This is a genomic window from Glycomyces paridis (assembly GCF_004912155.1).
Lineage (GTDB): Bacteria > Actinomycetota > Actinomycetes > Mycobacteriales > Micromonosporaceae > Glycomyces > Glycomyces paridis.
The window spans coordinates 228,152-245,733 of sequence record NZ_STGX01000007.1 but is presented as its reverse complement, the minus strand read 5'-3'; the positions used below and the strand labels follow the sequence as shown (position 1 = coordinate 245,733).

The 17,582-nt window shown below is 69.9% G+C and carries 15 protein-coding genes and 1 tRNA gene; 5 read left to right on the top strand and 11 right to left on the bottom strand.

Features of this window, described 5'->3' with window-relative positions; all coding sequences use genetic code 11:
* Positions 1-5: 5 nt before the first annotated feature.
* From E9998_RS11685 to E9998_RS11670, 4 genes are all read right to left on the bottom strand, one after another.
* A complete protein-coding gene (locus E9998_RS11685) occupies positions 6-875 on the bottom strand; it encodes a hypothetical protein (protein WP_136529862.1) in 870 nt (289 codons plus the stop codon).
* Positions 875-2,824 (bottom strand): hypothetical protein, encoded by a 1,950-nt coding sequence (locus E9998_RS11680; RefSeq protein ID WP_136529861.1) that lies wholly within the window; start codon positions 2,822-2,824, stop codon positions 875-877. The genes E9998_RS11685 and E9998_RS11680 overlap by 1 nt, the downstream gene beginning before the upstream one ends.
* Positions 2,821-3,852 carry an adenylate/guanylate cyclase domain-containing protein gene (locus tag E9998_RS11675; protein ID WP_136529860.1) on the bottom strand — a complete coding sequence of 344 codons (1,032 nt, stop codon included), beginning with the start codon at positions 3,850-3,852 and terminating at the stop codon, positions 2,821-2,823. The genes E9998_RS11680 and E9998_RS11675 overlap by 4 nt, the downstream gene beginning before the upstream one ends.
* Positions 3,853-3,959: 107 nt before the next feature.
* On the bottom strand, positions 3,960-4,637 hold the full coding sequence (locus tag E9998_RS11670; protein ID WP_136529859.1) for a Crp/Fnr family transcriptional regulator: 678 nt from the start codon (positions 4,635-4,637) through the stop codon (positions 3,960-3,962).
* A 185-nt stretch (positions 4,638-4,822) separates the two neighbouring features.
* Here E9998_RS11670 and E9998_RS11665 point away from each other — a divergent pair, with 185 nt between their 5' ends.
* Together E9998_RS11665 and E9998_RS11660 are read left to right on the top strand one after the other, a co-directional pair.
* Positions 4,823-5,425: a hypothetical protein gene (locus tag E9998_RS11665; protein ID WP_136529858.1), complete on the top strand. Its 603-nt coding sequence runs from the start codon at positions 4,823-4,825 to the stop codon at positions 5,423-5,425.
* A complete protein-coding gene (locus E9998_RS11660; protein ID WP_136529857.1) occupies positions 5,422-6,372 on the top strand; it encodes a nucleoside triphosphate pyrophosphohydrolase in 951 nt (316 codons plus the stop codon). Before E9998_RS11665 ends, E9998_RS11660 begins: the two co-directional genes overlap by 4 nt.
* A 61-nt stretch (positions 6,373-6,433) precedes the next feature.
* On the opposite strand, the gene E9998_RS11655 is transcribed toward E9998_RS11660, so the two are convergent.
* Complete coding sequence (locus E9998_RS11655; protein ID WP_136529856.1) at positions 6,434-7,936, bottom strand: hypothetical protein; 1,503 nt, start codon at positions 7,934-7,936, stop codon at positions 6,434-6,436.
* Between the two features lie 19 nt (positions 7,937-7,955).
* Positions 7,956-8,468, bottom strand: coding sequence for a SigE family RNA polymerase sigma factor (locus E9998_RS11650; RefSeq protein WP_240037578.1), 513 nt, complete (start codon positions 8,466-8,468; stop codon positions 7,956-7,958).
* A gap of 246 nt (positions 8,469-8,714) precedes the next feature.
* On the opposite strand from E9998_RS11650, the gene E9998_RS11645 reads away from it, so the two are divergent.
* Together E9998_RS11645 and E9998_RS11640 are read left to right on the top strand one after the other, a co-directional pair.
* Positions 8,715-8,789: transfer RNA gene (locus tag E9998_RS11645), tRNA-Gln, on the top strand.
* A 142-nt stretch (positions 8,790-8,931) separates the two neighbouring features.
* Positions 8,932-9,486: a hypothetical protein gene (locus tag E9998_RS11640; protein ID WP_136529854.1), complete on the top strand. Its 555-nt coding sequence runs from the start codon at positions 8,932-8,934 to the stop codon at positions 9,484-9,486.
* Between the two features lie 10 nt (positions 9,487-9,496).
* Here the strand turns inward: E9998_RS11640 and E9998_RS11635 are convergent, their stop codons facing one another.
* Both E9998_RS11635 and E9998_RS11630 read right to left on the bottom strand, forming a co-directional pair.
* On the bottom strand, positions 9,497-10,006 hold the full coding sequence (locus E9998_RS11635) for a hypothetical protein (protein ID WP_136529853.1): 510 nt from the start codon (positions 10,004-10,006) through the stop codon (positions 9,497-9,499).
* Positions 10,007-10,024: 18 nt separating this feature from the next.
* Positions 10,025-11,041, bottom strand: coding sequence for a LacI family DNA-binding transcriptional regulator (locus E9998_RS11630; protein WP_136529852.1), 1,017 nt, complete (start codon positions 11,039-11,041; stop codon positions 10,025-10,027).
* A 175-nt stretch (positions 11,042-11,216) separates the two neighbouring features.
* Here E9998_RS11630 and E9998_RS11625 point away from each other — a divergent pair, with 175 nt between their 5' ends.
* Positions 11,217-12,374: a glutathione S-transferase family protein gene (locus E9998_RS11625; protein WP_136529851.1), complete on the top strand. Its 1,158-nt coding sequence runs from the start codon at positions 11,217-11,219 to the stop codon at positions 12,372-12,374.
* Positions 12,375-12,417: 43 nt separating this feature from the next.
* Here E9998_RS11625 and E9998_RS11620 read toward each other — a convergent pair whose 3' ends face one another.
* The 3 genes from E9998_RS11620 to E9998_RS11610 are packed head-to-tail and all read right to left on the bottom strand — an operon-like array spanning position 12,418 to position 17,404.
* A complete protein-coding gene (locus E9998_RS11620) occupies positions 12,418-13,311 on the bottom strand; it encodes a DUF1996 domain-containing protein (protein ID WP_204745396.1) in 894 nt (297 codons plus the stop codon).
* A 56-nt stretch (positions 13,312-13,367) separates the two neighbouring features.
* Entirely contained in the window at positions 13,368-15,530 is a 2,163-nt protein-coding gene (locus E9998_RS11615) for a discoidin domain-containing protein (RefSeq protein ID WP_136529849.1), read from the bottom strand.
* Positions 15,531-15,550: 20 nt separating this feature from the next.
* Positions 15,551-17,404 carry a hypothetical protein gene (locus tag E9998_RS11610; protein WP_136529848.1) on the bottom strand — a complete coding sequence of 618 codons (1,854 nt, stop codon included), beginning with the start codon at positions 17,402-17,404 and terminating at the stop codon, positions 15,551-15,553.
* Positions 17,405-17,582: the final 178 nt, after the last annotated feature.

Here is a 17,582-nt window from a genome sequence, read left to right as displayed (position 1 = left end):
ATTCGCTACTCGACGTGCTGCGACGCCGGTTCGGGTCCGGAGAGATCGGCGAGCGTGCGGACCCGAGCGGCCATCTCCGGGCGTCCCAATTTCTCGTACGCGAACGCGAGCGTGTTGCAGAGCAGGGTTCGCTTCTCCTCGCCCGCGTTCGCCAGGAAGTTGTCCAAGTCCTCGCCGTTGGTCGGCCCCGGCTGCTCGGCCGCTGGAGCCGTTCCCGGTTCGGCGAACATGCGATGGTTCAGCACCGCATCGATTTCGAACATCGTCCTGGCAATGCCCGGCAGTTCTTGGACCCGGTCGGGGTGGCGCGCGAACCACCAGAGTGCCGCCGAGCGCGGATCGCTGAGGAGCTGCCCGAGCCGTTCGGCGTTGCGCATCCGCGTGACGTGGAGCTGCGCCTCCATGTTCAGTTCGTACTCCGCCTGCTCCAACTCGCGCGTCAGCGCGAGGTCCTTCGGATCGACCTTCACCTGCGCGCACTCGGCCCGCACGATGAGCCCATGCCTGCCGGTCTTCCGGAATGCATTGAGCGCGTCGTTCAACGCGAGGTCCAGGAATTCGAAGACCGACGGCGAGTACTGCGAGGTGACGGCCCGGGCGGTCTGGTGGATCTCCCATTCCGCGGCCCGCCGAGCCTCCGCCTCGTCTTCGAGTCCGTTCGCCACGCTGTGCCAGATCGTCACCGAGCACGCGAATTTGAACGTGGACAGCGCGCTCGGCAGCATCAGCACTGTGTCGAACCGTTCGAAGGGGACCGGTTCCGGCATCGCCTCCGGTTCGGGCAGGGGACCGAGCATCCGTGCGACGAGGTGTTTCCAGCCGAGGATCACCGCGATGGCGAATACCAGCAGGATCGTGAGCGTCCATCCGAGCATCAGAGTGCGACCTTTGCTTGATCGAGGTGGTCGGCCAGACGCTGCCGCAGCACCGACGCGCCAGGGCTCGCGGGGCGTCCCGCCCAGGCGTGTTCGCCGACGGACTGCGAGAGCTGGCCGAGCGTCCAGAAATTGACGGTTGCGGCGATCGAGAGGCGATCGGCGAGCATCGCGCGGTGCCCTGGAGGTGCGACGGCCGAGAATTCCAGCCACGCCGCCACGGCATCGCGGACGGTGCCCGGCCCGGCGTTGACGAAGATCGAACGCCACAGCGCGACGACGGCGCCGTGGGGATCGCGTGCGAGCCAGTCGCCGACCCATCGTCGGCGGACCTCGACATCGGCGAGCGCCGCCGTCAGCAGGATCGCGGTCCGCTCCGCCGTTTCGGCGTCCCTGCCCGCCCACTCGCCCAGGTACTCCAATGTCGCCTGCGGTGGCAGGCTTCGCGCGGCGGACACGGTCGCCTCGACCGCGGTCGCGCGAACCGACTCGTCTTTGGAACTGAGGAGGTGCCTGAGCCGGGTGAACGCGCTGCGCGGAAAGCGGCTCGCGTACTCGGGGGCCCCACATGCCAGCGCGACGCTTCGGAGCAGCGCGGAGGGCACCGCGTCGTGGTAGGCCCAGAGCCGCAGTTGGCGCCGGACCTGCGGTCCGATGGCGGCGTCGATCGAGCCGGCCAGGAGCAGCCCGGCCGCCAGTTCCCTGCGCGCGCGGGTCCGGTCGGCGATGACGGCGGCGCGCTGGGTGACGAGGTCGGCCGCGCCTGTCGCCGCCGCGAATGACAACAGCCGCGGCAGGAGGACTGAGAGGGCGTCGTCATCGAGCCTCCGGGAACCCAGGAGGAGGTCGAGCCAGGCCCGGATGGGCGTCCGCCACGAAGGGAACTGCTCCCAGACATACGGCAGCAGGGCGTCACCGTCATAGGGCCTGAGGAATCGGCCGCTGTCGGGGTCGATCGATGGGCGGAGCGCCCCGAACTGCTGGTCGAGGCTGGGGCCTTCGAACGGGGAGGTCGGGTGCCCCTCGGGACCGGCGACCGAGGTGAGGTCCCCGGCGGCGAAGACGATCGCGTCCCTCCCTGCGCCCTGGAGCGCGCCGGCGGCGATGAGAAGGGCCCTGGCGCCGACCGTGGTGACCGTGTCCTCGACGAGCTTCTTCAGCTCCGCGCTGTGATCGCGCAGGAGCGGTCGAAGGTCTTCGACGAGTCTGTTGGGGTCGTAGTCGGGCGGGCACTCCTCGATGAACGCGGCGAGCGGCACTGCCCGCGGAGGCCAGACTGTGGCGAGCTCATTCGCGAACTCTTCGTTGTCGAGCAGCCGCAGCACCAGGTCGTCCCTGCGGGTCCGCCTCGCGATGACGGCGACTGGGTCGGGCCGGCCGAGGCGGTGTACGGCGCTCGGCATCGCGCGCCGCATCTCCTGGCTGGCGCCTTCGTGGAGGGCGATCACGAGACGGCAGTCTTGTTCGCGCAACGCCGCTTGCACTTGCGGGAGGCTCTCTGCGAGCGTCGCACCGAATTCGCGGTCGTGGGAGATGTCGAGGAGCAGCACGCATGGCTTGCGAAGGCGGTCGAGCTCGTCGAGGAGTTCATCGCGTCCGGACGGGAAGAAGTCCTCGGCGTCGAGGCCGGGGCTGGCGTCGGCGAAGGTCTTCCAACGGTGTCGCGCCGCCGTGGAGAGGCCTGTCTGCGGGCCGCCCGAGAGGATCAGGAGCCGCGTCTCCCGCAGCGACCGCAAGTGCGCGTCGAGGTCCGGCGGAGGAACGATCGATGCCATCTCGCCGTCGAGTCGTTGCGGGTCAGAGAGAAACCGGATCCGGCGGCGGAGGGCTTCGATGCTCAGGAAGATCTGGTCGCCTGCGGCCATGTTGATGGTGCCGCCGTCGCCGGCGCGTACGTCGCCGTGGACGACGTTGCCGGTGGGCACCTTGGCGTCGAGGAGGCCGTTCATGCCCGACCGCCCGGCTCTGGTGCGGACGGCCGCTTGGTGAACTGGTGTTGGTCGCGTCCGGCCACGTTTACGGTGCCGCCGTCGCCTGCGCCGACGTTCCCGTGGAAGATGTTGCCGCGGTTGATCGACCGGTCGGTGGCGTGGTCGTCGTGGCTGGAGTTGTCCACCCGAACCCGGTTGCCGGAGCCGTTGCCGATCGCGTCGCGACCGACGGAACCGATTCGCACCGACTCGTCGTGGAGGTCGCCGCCGATGTCGCCCGCGACGGAGCCCTGGTCGCTCGCGGCCGGGGGCCGGTCGACGGGGGCGTTCGCGATGAGGTCTTCGAGCGGCTCGAACGACGGGTCCTCCGAGACCGTCGTGGCCGGCAGGTTCGTCAGGCCGAAGCGCAGCAGGTCGCCGGAAGGCGAGGGCACGTGGAGGTACGCCTCGGTGTGGAAGTTCTTGTCCGCCGTGTCGATGGAGGTGCGGACGAATTCACTGGCACGCAGCCACTTCGGTTCAGGAGCGATATAGCTGGTGATCACGGCGGGCATCGCGGCCACGGCGAGATAGGTTGCCTGCCCGTCGGAGTTCTCAAGGAGCATGCGTGTCGGGAGCGAGTCGCCGATGCGGCAGGCGTCGATGATCACCTGGTTCGGCGAGACGTCGACGCGCGGATCGTCGGTGCCTTGGACCGGTCCGACCGCGATGCCCAGGCGCATGCGGATTGGGGTGTCGTCTTGGCGGTGGCGCTCACGCAGCCGGTGCTGCAACGGCTGGGGCAGTCCATCGACGATGGGGTGGAGGTGGACGGCCGGGAAGCCGACGACGATCCCGTCGCCGGCGTTTTGGCAGAATTCGTGGTCATTCCAAACCTCCTGGAGGGCGGCGTCGCCGAACGCCCCCTCGATGTCGTCCCTGAACTCTGTGGCGATGCGTGTCCGTTCGGTGTCGGTGAAGGCGCTGAACCGCCTGATGTCGAAGGCGAGTACGACGATGTTCCGGTCCTGCGTCTTCCGCTCGGCTGGGCTGGACTGGTCGTTCATGCGAATCCTCTGATCGATCGCGCGAATGGGTTCCGTTCGATCGTCGGAGAGTCGCTCGGGCGCCGCTGGGAACTACTTCTCACCGCCAAAAGTGATGTGAGACACCATCATCGGAGGCTCGCCAAGCGCGCCAGCGCCGGCAGGTCGAGGATCTCGATGAGGCCCGGACGGGTGCGCACGAGGCCCCGTTTCCTCCACTGGGACAACCGCTCATTGATCGATCGGCGGGTGATGCCGAGTGAGTTCGCGATCAGTTGCTGGCTCATCGGCACGAACTGGTTCCCGCGGGCCGCGTCGGCGCTCACGACTTCGAGGAACAACTGCGCCAATCGCTGCTCGGCGTGCAGGTTCGCGATCCTCCAGAGCCGTTGAGCCCCTTGACGCGCCTTGGAGAGCATGTAGCGCTGAAGGACGTCGTCGAGGCGGTGCTTCCTGAGGAACCGGTCGAACGGGTCGGAGTGCAGTACCGTCGCGACGCAGTTCTCCAGTGCCCAGACCGATGCCATGTGGTCGCCGCGGTCGCGTTGGGCGTACTCGCCGATGAGATCGCCGGGGCCGCGGATCGCCACGAGGACTTCATGGCCGTCCGGTTCGGTGTAGACGACGCGGACGCGGCCTTGTTCGATGGCGTACACGAGTGGGCGGCGGTCCCCTTGGTCGAGCAGGCGCGCATGGCCGGGAAAGGTGGCGGTGCTGCCGGCCGCGATCAGCTCCCGCCACTGCGAGGGGGTGAGGTGCGCCTGGAATCCGCGCGTCGACGCATGTTGAGGGGAGATTGAGTTCACTGAACCTTCATAGTCAGCCGCCGTGAACGGGGCTATCGATTTCACGACACCGCGTGGTCGGTGCCCGGCCCATCGCCCGAATGCGGATCTGGGACTCGGGGTGGGGGGATTCAGGGGGAAATGGGGATGAGGCTAAGGTCACAGGGGCAGTTGAGGGGAAGGGAAGTGCTGTGCGCACATTGAGAATGGCAGCGGTTGCCTCGGTCGGGCTGATCGCGCTCGCGGGGTGCGGGACCGAGCAGGGCGCGGCGCTGTTCGTCGCGGACGAGCGGGTCGCGGAGCCGACGGTGGACGCGTACGTCGAGGGGATCGACGAGTTCAACGCCGCGCAGGGCGAGGAGTTCGTGGTCGAGGACCTCTCCAGCGTCCGCGGGTTCGTGGTGGGCCTCGTGCTGTACACCGAGATCGGCAAGGCCGCCGAGGTGGAGCCGTTGAGCGCCGACGAGATCGGTCCCGTCGTCAACCAGGAGGCCCTCGCCTACTTCACCGCCGTCGGCAGCGAGTACCGCGACCTCTACCTGGAGGGCCTGGGCTACCAGGAGGCCCTGCGCGCCGACTCCGAGCCCCGCGCCCTGACGCAGGGGGAGATGGAGATCGCCGTCGCGGCCGCCGCGGAGGACCCGAACCTCGCGCAGGCCACCATCGAGCAGCTCGAAGCCGCGGCCGGGTTCAGCGACGACCTCGTCGGTTACGTCGACGAGTTCGACGTCGCCGTCAACCCCCGCTACGGCGACATCGAGATCAGCCCCCTCCCGAGCGTCTTCCCCGTCGAGGTGCCGCAGCGTTGAGCACCGTCACCTGGCTCCTGACCTCCCCTCGCATCCCCGCCGGACTCCTCAGCGTCGAGGCGTGGGACGCGCTCCACGAGGCCGAGGCCGTCGCGGCGTTCTTCGACTCGCCCACCGTCGCGGCCGTCCGCGACGCCGGGATCGAGGTCGACCTCGTCGACGACGCGGCCGAGTTCCTCGAGGAGGGCGGCGTCTGGATCGTCGGCGACGACGGTGACGAAGAACTGCGCGAGGCGCTGGCCGAGTACGTGGCCGGAGGCGAGATCGAGCTTGAGATCGTCTACGGCTCTTGGGATCCGCCAGGCGCCCGGCTGCTCGACCTGGTGGAGGCCGTCACGCGCCTCCACGCCGAGGACGGCTGCCCCTGGCACCGCGCCCAGACCCACGCGACCCTCGGCCCGTACCTGCTGGAGGAGTCCTATGAGGTCCTCGACGCCATCGGCGGCGGCGACCCCGAGGAGCTGCGGGAGGAACTGGGCGACCTGCTCTTCCAGCCTCTCCTGCACGCCTCGCTCGCCGAGGACTTCGACATCGACGACGTCGCGGGCGACCTCGTGGAGAAGATCGTCCGCCGCCACCCGCACGTGTGGGGCGACGCGGACCCCGAAGACCTGTACGAGAACTGGAACGAGGCCAAGGCCGCCGAGAAGCCCGAACGCGACCACCCCGCCGACGGTGTCTCCCGGCAACTGCCGTCGCTCGCGCTGGCCGCCAAGGTGATCGAACGCTTCGACGACCAGGGCGTGCCGCTGGACCTGCCCTCGCTCCCCGAGGGCCTGAAGATCGAGCCCGACGCGGTCGGCGACTTCCTCCTGGCCGCCGCCGCGGCCGCCAAGGCCGCCGGGGTGGACCCCGAACTCGCACTGCGCCAGGCGATCACCGAACGCGCCGGCCTGGAGCGCCTCGACCTCCAGGAGAGCGACGCGCACGGCCGCGCCGAAGACTGAACAGGACGCGAGACGCGGGCCCGGACCGAAAGGTCCGGGCCCGCGTCGATGAAGGCGGCGCTCAGTCGACTTGGGCGTACTCCTCGGCGTCGTACACCGGCGCCGGGAGCGAGGCGATCATCGCGATGACCTCGTCCAGGCTGTAGCCGTCGAGCTCGCCGGCGAACGAGGTGTCGTACTCCACCGCCCAGCCGTCCGGGTGGAAGACGTACACGAAGTACGAGTGCGAGTCCCCGACGCCGAGCGTCCGAGTGAGCACCAGGCGTCCGTCTACTTCAGACTCATTCCAGTCCTCCTGCTTCTCGCCGTTCTCCTCGCAGTCGACCAGGTAGACCTCCGGGGACGCCGCCCCGGCGCCGCAGCCCTCGCTCCACCCGCCAGGCAGGTAGTACGTGAGCGAGAACGTGACCGGGTACCCCTCGTCGTCTGCGAACCCGTGCACGCCCGAGGCGCCGTAGGCTCGGATGACGGTCCCGGCCCCGGTGTCGGCCTGCATCGGCGAGGCGTGCTGCAACTGTGCGCCCGGGTGCTCATCCGCGAGCGCTTCCATCGCGACCTCAGCGCTCGCCTGCGCGTCCGCCGCGGCACTCTCTTCCCAGGCCTGGTCCCAGATCCAACCGTCCGGCACCTCCGCGAGTTCCCCGACCGGCGCGAGTTCGCTCGTGTCGTAGTCGATCTCGGGCATCGCGAGCATCGCCGAGACGAGGTCCTCCATGCTCAGCTCGCGGCCCTGGCCCTCGCAGTCGAGGTCCCACGCCGAGCGCAGCGCCGATCCGTTCGGGTACACCACGGCCGCCTCGATCGCGCAGCCGTGGTCGGCGGTGACGAGGGTGCGGCCGCCGTTGACCGAGTCGGAGGTGAACACGGGCGCCTCGTCGCCCCAAGAGGCCTCGTCGCCGACGAGATGCTGCGGGAACACCCCGGCGCCCGCCGGGCCCGGATCGGCCGTCCAGCCGCCGGGAAGGAGCGCCTCGACGGTGAACGCGGACCGCTCGGCCTCCTCGTCGCCGTCCCCGGCCGCATAACCCCGCAGGTAGACCTGGCCGCCGTTGCCGGGGGAGGACCAGGGCTCGAACAGCAGCGGGAGACCGGTGTATCCGAGCTCGGAGAGCGCCTCACCGTAGTTCAGGACGTGACGGTCCCGAGCCGACTCGATCTCGGACTCCGTGGGCCGCTCGTACGCGAGCGCCTCGGGATCGAGGAACCCGCCGTCGACGGCGAGCGCCCCGAGGGTCTCCTTCGCCGCGTCGGTGAGCGTGTCGGCCGCCGTGTCCCGCTCGCCGTACTCGACGGGCCCGGGGTAGCCGGCCATCGCCGTGTGGAAGTCGAACCCCGCAGCCGGGGTCTCGCGCCGCTCGCCGGGCGACCCGGCGAGCGAGAGCGCGAGCACCGCCGCGACGGCGGCCACACCGGTGGTCGCGGCCCCGCCGAGGAGCGCGCGCTGGCGGCGCCGGACGCGGTAGCCGTCGCGCACGATGCGGTCGAGGTCGAATCGGGCGGGCGGCGGTTCATCGTCGGTGAGGGTCTGCCGAAACAGGGTTCCCGGATCGTCGTGCGTGTTCATTCGCGGTCGCTTTCTTCCACTAGGCCCGGACCGGGACGGCTGACTCGGTGAGCAGCTCCTTGAGCCGGCGCAGCCCCTTGGCGGACTGGCTCTTCACGGTTCCGGCCGAACAGCCCATGGCCGTGGCGGTCTCGTCTACGGACAGTTGCTCCCAGTACCGCAGGACGAGGGTCGCGCGTTGCCTGGCCGGAATCCGGTTCAGCGCCTCGACCATCTCGATGCGCGCGTCGACCGCCGCCTGCGGGCGGTCGAGCGCCTGCACCGGCAGCTCCGCGGCGGCGCGCTCGCGGCGCACCCACGCGAGGCGGCGGTGCGAGAGGTAGACATTGGTGACGATCTTGCGGACGTAGGCCGAAGCGCCGCCGGGCTCGACCCGGCCCCACGCGGCGAACAGCTTCGTCAGCGACTTCTGCACGATGTCGTCGGCCTCGAACCAGTCCCCGCACAGCAGGAACGCGTACCGCCGGAGGCTGTCGCGCTGCGCTGTGGCGAAGGCCCGGAACTCGGCCTCCTGCTGCTCCCTTGGCTCCACTGGGCCTCTCTCTGACGACGGGTAGGGTCGCGGGCCCCGCCCCGATCGGTGGATGCGGCGGCGCCCGTCACGCCTAGATACGCGAAGCCGCCGTCCCCGGTTGCCCGCCGAACCGAGACTTCTCGAACCGCCGCGACCGCCCCTCCGGGTGTTTCCGATCACGGGAACCCGTTTGTAGGGCCGCGGGCGCATCCGGTACAGTTACATCCCGTCGGCGCCGCGAGCTTCAAGGCGTCAGGACACCATTGGGGTATGGTGTAATTGGCAACACGGCTGATTCTGGTTCAGTTGTTCTTGGTTCGAGTCCAGGTACCCCAGCCAATATGAACTATCGACAAGCAGGCCCGCGAAGCGGGCCTTTTGTTTTGCCCTCACCAGGGCGATCCTTCCGGTGGGAAACCGAGGAGACGCGCGTCTGGACTTCTCGATAGTCTCGGTCCTCACCGCTGAGAGGAGTTCGGACATGGGACGCGGGCTGACACGGTTCGTCGAGGCGGACCAGCCGGTCAAGCACCTCGGCGGATTCGACCACGCGCTCGTGCACTGCCCGCGCTGCGACGGCAAGGCGATCTCTCGCGCCGGTCGCTTGACCTGCGGTTCCTGCGCCTACACCAGCGAGCTGCATCGTAAGCCGGTGAAGGAAGCGCCTTTCCAGTCCGTCATGTGCCCCGACTGCAACCGGCACATCGGCCGATACCGGGAGGACCCGCGACTGCTTCGGTTGCGGTGCAGAGGTTGCGGTTGGACCAAGGCACCCGCGGCCAAACCGCCCTGGACGGCGCCGAAGCGGACTCGAAGGACCGGGCTCTGGCTCGAAACGGACTTCCGGGGCCGGACGCTGTGGGCCAGGAACGAGCAGCACCTCGAATTCCTGGAACGGTACGTGGCCGCCGGAGTGCGCGAGACCGGCCCGTTCAACAGCACCATCGCCAGCAGGCTCCCCGCCTGGATCAAGTCCGGCAAGAACCGGGACGACCTGCTGCGGGCGCTGGCGAAACTCCGCGCGCGCCTGCGCTGACCGGTTCGCGTCAGGCTTCCGGTGCCAGCAGCGCGGAGACGATCGCCTCGAAGCAGCGTTCCGCGTCCTCGCGTGAAGCGAACCAGATCCAGCCGTCGTCCTCGGTGCCGTAGGTGACCGCGTAGAGCCACTCGTTGAGGCTCATCAGGTGCTCGAAGGAGTCGAGGCCGACGTCGGGGCGCTCGGCGAAGCCGAGGTAGTCCTGGTCGCACATGAGGGTCGTGATGCGGAAGGCAGTCGAAAGGAAGTCGAGGTCGCCGTCTCGATGGGCCCGGGCGGACTCCTGCGCCTTCCTGAACACCGCGTCGGGAAGTGGCGCGACCTCCAGCGAAAGCTCGGCGACCACAACGGGAGCGAGGTCGCGGATCTCGTACGGCGATTGTCTCGGCAGACCCGCCAGTTCCGCCAAGGCCGGGGAGTCGATGCCGCGGGCCAGCGCATGTGCGGCGGCCATGGTCAGGTCGAGGGAACCGTCGAGTCCGTACAGGTAGTCCTCGATCGCGTGTCGAAGCGTCTCCACGGTTCGATCCTTCGGGGGTCAGCGGCGGGGGGCGGCTGTCGATTCGCGGTTGACGAATTCGGTGGGGAGGATGAGCTGGGTGCTCTCGGCTTCGCCTTCGATGACGGCGAGGAGCATGCGGACGGCTCGCATGCCCATGTCGGACATGGGGCTTCGGACGGTGGTGAGGGCAGGGGTGGGGAGGTCGGCGCCGAAGATGTCGTCGAAGCCGACGACGCTGAGGTCGCCGGGGACGTCGACGCCGTGGGCGCGGCAGGCGCGGAGGAGGCCGAGGGCGACGAGGTCGTTGTAGGCGAGGACGGCGGTGACGTTCGCGGCCTTGACCAGGGGGTAGGACTCGGTGCCGCCGTCCCGGGTGGGGGCGGGGGACTGGATCTCGACGATGGTCATGCCCTTGTCCTCGGCGAGGTCGAAGACGCTGAGGCGCCGCATCCCGTTCATCCAGGAGGCCTCGGGCCCGGCGAGGTAGGCGATGCGGCGGTGCCCGTGGCGGTGGAGGAGGTTGATCGCCTCGGTCATGCCCGGGCTCACGTCCGGGACGACCCCCGAGACGCCCGAGACCAGGCGGTTCACCGCGACGAGCGGTTTGACGGAGGCGAGCTCCTGGATCTGCGCGTCGTCGAGGCGGGAGGCGACGAGCAGTAGGCCGTCGACGGCCACTTGCAGGCGCTCGGCGTTGTCGCGCTCCAGCTCGGAGGACTCCTGGGAGTCGGCGAAGATCAGCGTGGCGCCGTTCTCGCGGGCGATGCGCTCGGCGCCGCGCACCAGGTCGAAGTACACGGGGTTGGTGAGGTCGGAGACGAGGAGGCCGAGGGTGCCGGTCTTGCCGGTGGGCAGGGCCCGCGCCATCGGGTTCATGCGGTAGCCCAGCTCGGCGGCGGCCTCGCGGATGCGCTGCTCGGTGGCCGCGCTGAGGCGGCCCGGCTTGTTCAGGGCCCGCGACACCGTCGAGGGGCTCACGCCCGTCGCCCGCGCGACGTCGTAGATCGTCGCGGGGACTCTGCCCTTCGGCGCCGACCGCCCAGACCCGTCCATGCCTCCCCTTTCACCGGAAGCGGACTCGCGGCGACCGCGGCCCGCTCCGCACGGCGACGAAGGTGCCGAGCCCCGTGATCATAGCGAGTCCGAACACGCCTCGCGTCGAGGCCGAAGCGCTTTCCAGCCCGACGGGCCGCCGATTCGGGCCGCTCGAAATGCGTAGGCTGGAGCCATGGCACCGAGCGAAGCGCGGCACAGCGGCACCGGCGAACCGGACCGCACGTTCAGGACGGCCCACTCCACCAAGGGCGCGTACGTCACCGGCGGCGAGTTCACCAGGGACGCGAACTACATCGAGGACCGCGTGGTGGCCGACGTCGAGGCCGTGCGGGCCGCGCCGGTCGAGGCGCCCGCCAAGGTCGGCGACCCCCGCAGGGCCGGCCTCGCCGAGGGCGCCCAGGCCTGGCCGGTCGAGGCCGACCGGTACCGGCTCGTCGCCGCCCGCGCCTGCCCCTGGGCGCACCGCTCGATCATCGTCCGCCGCCTCCTCGGCCTCGAAACGGTCATCTCCCTCGCCACGCCCGGCCCGGTCCACGACGTGCGGTCCTGGACCTTCGACCTCTCCCCGGACGGGCGCGACCCGGTCCTGGGCACCGAACGGCTCCAGGAGCACTACTTCGCCCGCTTCCCCGACTACCCGCGCGGCATCACCGTGCCCGCGCTCGTCGACGTGCCCTCCGGCGCGGTCGTCACCAACGACTACCCGCAGCTGACCTGGGACCTGTCGACGCAGTGGCGGGAGTTCCACCGCGCAGGAGCGCCCGACCTCGTCCCGGCGGACCTGGTCGAGGACATGCTCCCGGTGATCGAGCGGATCTTCACCGAGGTCAACAACGGCGTCTACCGCGCGGGCTTCGCCGGCTCCCAGCGCGCCTACGACCTCGCCTACACGCGCCTGTTCACCGCCCTCGACTGGCTGGAGGAGCGCCTCGCCGACCGCCGGTACCTCATGGGCGACCACCTCACCGAGGCCGACGTCCGGCTCTTCACCACGCTCGTGCGCTTCGACCCTGTCTACCACGGCCACTTCAAATGCAACCGCAGCAGGCTCACCGAGATGCCCGTCCTGTGGGCCTACGCCAGGGACCTGTTCCAGACCCCCGGCTTCGGCGACACGGTCGACTTCGACCAGATCAAGCGCCACTACTACGTCGTGCACGAGGACGTGAACCCGACGCAGATCGTGCCGCTGGGACCCGACGTGTCGAACTGGCTGAGCGAGCACGGGCGCGAACGCCTCGGCGGCTCGCCCTTCGGCGAGGGCACCGCGCCCGGACCGGTCGCGCTCGCCGAGCAGCCGCCGGGTGCGAACCCGCTCTACGCACGGTGAACCGGGCGGGTCCTGGGGTCCCCGCCCGGTCCGCCGCGCCGCGTCAGATCAGCACGTAGTCCTCGTCGAGGACGGCGCCGCGGTCGGGCTTGTAGAGGTCGAAGCCGCGCGAGTCGCACTGGAGGCCGCCGTTGATGCAGTGCTCCACCATCGCCGCGAGCGTCTCCGGCTCCCAGGCGTTGAAGAAGTCGTAATGCCACGACGAGGCCTGTCCGCTCGCCAGGCGCACCTGCGACATGTCGCCCTCGACCGGCCAGTGGATCTTGAACTCGATCATCGGCACCGGAACCGGGTGCGAGGACGGGCACGACCCGGAGACCGGATAGGCCATGTGCGCCTTGTGGTCCGGCGAGTCGAGGTTCACCCCGTCCCAGCAGCTCGGCGACTGGTACCTGATGTTGAGCCAGTCGGTGCACCACGCGGGGAACGTGTAGTTGTGGAAGCTCTCCCCGCACTCGAAGCCCTCGACCGAGCCGGGCGCGTCCTCGAACTCCTGCGGGGACGCCATCATGTCCCCGGCGACGAACCGCAGGCCCTGCGGGAACGGCTGCACGGTCGTGTAGTCCTCCACGCCCGACTTGTAGTAGACGACGAGGTGCCAGTCCGTCAGGACCGGCTCGTCGCCGTCGTAGAGCGTCGGGAACCAGTACGCCGACCGGTCGGCCGGGACGAGGCAGGTCGTGTCGCCCTGCTGGAGCGACTCCGGGGTGGAGTAGGCGTCGGTCTCGGTGTTGCCGATGAAGGTGTGGTGGTGGGAGGCCCCGGGCTGCCCGGGGTAGACGATCGGGTCGTCCTGGGCGGTGTGGCTGACGGTGCAGTTGGCCTGGAACTCGTGGTGGGTCACCAGGTCGTCGGCCGATGCGGTCGGCGAGACGACCAGGGCCGTCGCGGCCGCCGCGAAGGCCGCTGCGGCGAACCCGGCGAGTCTCGGTCTCATGTCGGACTCCTCTCGGTGTGGGCGGGCCGCGGGTGCGGCCCGCCCGTTGCGGTTTGCTAGGCGTAGACGCCGAACTCGTACAGCGACACGCCCCATTCGGTGGCGCGCTGGGTGCACAGCACCCGCACGTAACGGCCGGACCCGGACAGGGCGATGGTGTCCGCCCCGCCGTTTCCGCCGGTCACGGTGTGGATCGTCGTCCACTGTTGACCGTCGTCGGAGACCTGGACCTCGTATCCGGACGCGTGGGCCGATTCCCACACCAGCTGCACCGCGTCGAAGTCGGTCCTCTGCCCCAGGTCGACGCTGATCCATTGGCCGTCGGCCCACTCGCTGGCCCAGCGGGTCGCGAGGTCGCCGTCGGTCGCCATGGCGGGCGTGTGCCCGCCCCATTCCTGGAACGTGGAGGCCTCGGCCGGCCTGCCCTCCGCGACGTTCTCGCCCTCCATGTCGGGCAGCGTGACCTGGAGGGACCTGCTCTCGACGCCGACGTTGCCGTGGCCGTCCTCGACCCAGACGTAGAGCTTCCAGACGCCGAGGATCTCCGGCGCGCGGACGGTGATCGTGCCGTCCCCGTTGTCGGTGTAGTCGGCCAGCAGCATGTCCCAGGAGCCGTTGATGTAGGCGCTGTTGACCATCGGGATGTATTCGAGCGCGTCCCCGTCGGGGTCGGTCACGTCCATCGTCACGGTGAACTCCTCGCCGCCGACGATCGGCCCGTCGAAGCCGAGGTCCATGCCCTCGATCACCGGCGGCGTGTTCGCCTGCGGCGTACCGCCGTAGGCCTCGGCCACCGCGTAGTAGGACAGGCGGCGGTTGCCGCCGGGGATGAGGTTGAACCACACGCCCCCGAAGTTCCCCTCGGTTCCGAAGTGGAACATGGTGGCGCCCAGGGCGACACCCTCGTGATCGGTGATGCAGTCCCAGGCCTGGCCGTAGGCCTCGGCCTTCGCGACGTCGCTCGGCTCCTGCGGCACGCCGTTGGCGTCGTCGGGGACCTCCCACTCGCCGGCGGGCCCGGTCTCGGTGATGATGTAGGGCCGGTCGTAGCCGCCGTCGATCCAGTCCTGCTGCACGCCGCAGACGTCGGCGTAGGCGTTGACGGCGAGCAGGTCGAGGTCGGGGGCGTTGGCCTCGTAGTAGGGCCAGGCGCCGGTCCAAGCGTCGGTGGAGGTCACCGGGTGGTCGGCGTCCACGGCGTGGATCGCGATCGCGACGTCGTTGACGAAGGTCGTGTATGCGTTGCGCTGCGCGTCCACTTCGTCCGGTCCGTAGCAGTTCTGGAGGCCGAGCACGGATTCGTTGCCCACGTTCCACATCAGGACGGCCTCGTGGTCGCGGTAGGTCTCGACCCAGCCGACGATGTCGGCGAGCGCCTGGTCCTTGTAGGCGTCGTCGGTGGTGTAGTCGATGCAGCCGCCCGAGCCGGGCCCGCCGCCCGGCTGCAGCCAGAAGCCGAGCATGACCTTGACGTCGTGCGCGGCGGCGGCGTCGAGCAGCGCCAGCGAGGACGCGTCGGTGCCCCAGGTGCGCAGGGTGTTCACGCCCATCGAGGCGAGCTCGGGCATGTAGGTCGCGGCCTCGGCGGGGGAGGGGCCCCAGGTGAGGCCCTTGACGGTGAACGGCTCGCCGTCGACGGTGAGCTGCCAGTCGCCTTGGCTCCCGACCACTTCCACCTTCGCGGGCCCGTCCTGGGCGCCGCCGTCGTCCTCGGCGGTGCAGCCGTAGACCTCCATGCTCCACAGTGAATAGCCGTAGCCGGTGGCGCGTTCGAGGCCCTGCATCCGCACGTAGCGGCCGGTGGCGTCGAGGCCGACGACCTCGGTGCCGCCCTGCCCGGCGGTCTCGGTGTGGACGGTGGTCCAGGACTGGCCGTCGGCCGAGACCTGGATCTCGTAGGAGGCGGCGTAGGCGCCCTCCCAGACAAGTTCGACGCTGGAGAGGTCGAACCGGTCGCCGAGGTCGACCTGGAGCCACTCGTCGTCGTCGAACTGCGAGGACCAGCGGGTGCCCGGGTCGCCGTCGAAGGCGGCGGAGGCGGGGGTGTAGTCGGGGTTCTCGGTGGAGGAGGCCGAGGCGGGCCGGTCCTGCGAGAGCAGGGCGACCTCCTCGTCCTGGGCCTGCGCCGGGCTGAGCGCCACGGCCCAGCCGGCGGCCGCGCAGAACACGGCCGTGGCGAGCGCGGCGGCCCTGCGGGCCGTGCTTCGGAAGGGTGTCATCGTCGTTCCTTCGCTGGGGTTCACGGGTAGGTCACCACGTAACTGGTGAATGAGGACTCGTCCACCTGGTCGCCGGTCTCGTTGACGACGCGGCGGATGGTGCCGACGCCGCCGAGGGAGACCGCGACGATGCTGGTGAAGCGGACGCCGTCCCGTTCTGGCGCTTCGAAGACGCGGTCGCAGACCACGCTGGGGTCGACGTTGAAGAACGAGTAGCCGCCGCCGCCCCACAGGGCGTGCTCGGCCACTCCGTCGTCCACTTTGTACGCGGCCCAGCCGAGCGCGGGCGCCTCGCGCCAGGTCGCCTGGTCGGGCGGGTCGTAGGGGAGCTCGTTCTGGAAGAAGTAGGTGCGGCCGCGCTCGCCCGCCCAGATCACCTGGTGTTCTTGGTAGTGCTCGGCGAAGAGGCCGTACAAGGTGACGTCGTCGCCGTGCACGACGAGGCCGTGGGCGGCGGTGTTGACCGTCCAGCCGATGCCCTCGCCGTGGTCGCCGCGCCACAGCCACAGGTGGTCGGCGATGACATTGCGGCTGTTGATCTCCAGACTGACGGCGGCCTTGCCCGGGTGGGCGCCGCCGATGCGCGCGAAGAGGTCGTGGAGCGAGGTCGGGTCGGCGCCGTGGTCGGTCGAGGAGCCGGGGGGCCCGACCTGCACGAGCGTCGCCGATTCGTTCGCGCCCGCGTCGATGAGGAGGCCGGCGAGCACCACGCCGTCCACATCGGCCACTGCGATGGCGGTCTGCCCCGCGGTCGGGACAATGGTCGCCAGGCCGAGTCCGAGCACGATCGTGCCCGGGGCGCTGACGTTGAGGGTCTGGTCGAACTCGTAGACGCCGGGCGTGAAGAGCAGGTGCCGTCCTTCGGCCAGGGCCCGGTTCGCGGTGGCCGCGTCGGTGCCCGGGACCACGACGTAGAACTCGGACAGGGAGATCGAGGCGCCTTCGGGCGCGCCGCCCTCCCAGGTGGTGCCGGAGGCGTTGTGTCGCACCGCGGGTTTGAAGACGCGGTACTCGCCCTCGCCCGTGATGTAGAGGAACGGCTTCTCGCGGATGACGGGAGCGGTGTCGACCACGGTGTGCGAGGGGTCGGGGAAGTGGTGGGCGGGGGCGCCGTCGACGCCCACGAACACCATGTTCCAGACCGATCCGGCCCAGCCGCCGTCGAGACTCGTGTTGCGGGTGAAGAACTGCTGCTGGGAGCCGGAGACGACCCGGCCGGAGATGCGGGAGTCGGCGATGTAGCCGCCGGACGCCCAGCCCTCGAACCCGTCCCACAGCTGCATCTCCAGGGTCTGGAGGTCGACGCGGCGGAAGGGGGCGGCCTGGGAGACGGCCCAGCGGGCGATCTGCCCGTCGGGGTTCTGGATGCGGAGGTTCTCCACCGAGCGCCAGAAGTTCTGGGTCGCGTTGCCCTTGTAGTCGGGGTTGTCGCCCTGGCCGAGCCAGTCGGCCTCGACGCGGACGTGGCCGTTGACGACGACGTCGCCCGGGAGGAGGCCGAGGCCCGCGATCTGCGTGTAGAACCGCAGGTCGATGTCGGCGGCGTAGGTGCCGGGCTTGAAGAGGACGGCGTGGCGTCCGATCCCGAACTGGTCGGTGCGCATCTCGTCGGCGATGGCGTCGACGGCGCTCTGGATCTCCGAGTCCGGTGTGGACTCGTCGAAGACGATGGTGTTGGGGCCCAGGTCGGGCGCGTAGGCGTCGGTCGGCGGAAGGAGGTCCGGCGGCTGGCCGCACTCGCCGGAGTCCTGCGCCTGCGCCCGGTTGACGGCGGTGCCGACGCCGACGCCCGCCGCGATGGCGACGACCGCGGCCCCGCCGAGTACGGCCCGGCGGCCGAAGGCGCCGCTCGGGGATGGGGGTTGTTCCTGCATGTGAGCCTCCAGGGAGGGTCGGGACGGGAAACGATGGGAGAGCGCTCTCCCATGTCGCCATGCTAATCCCGACATTTCGAGATTGTCAAGTCCTTCGATGTCTTGGGCTTCGGAGCTGGCGTGAAGGCGAAGAAACCTGTTGCAGCGCAACGAGTCTCTGCGCATCTTCCTTGGATGC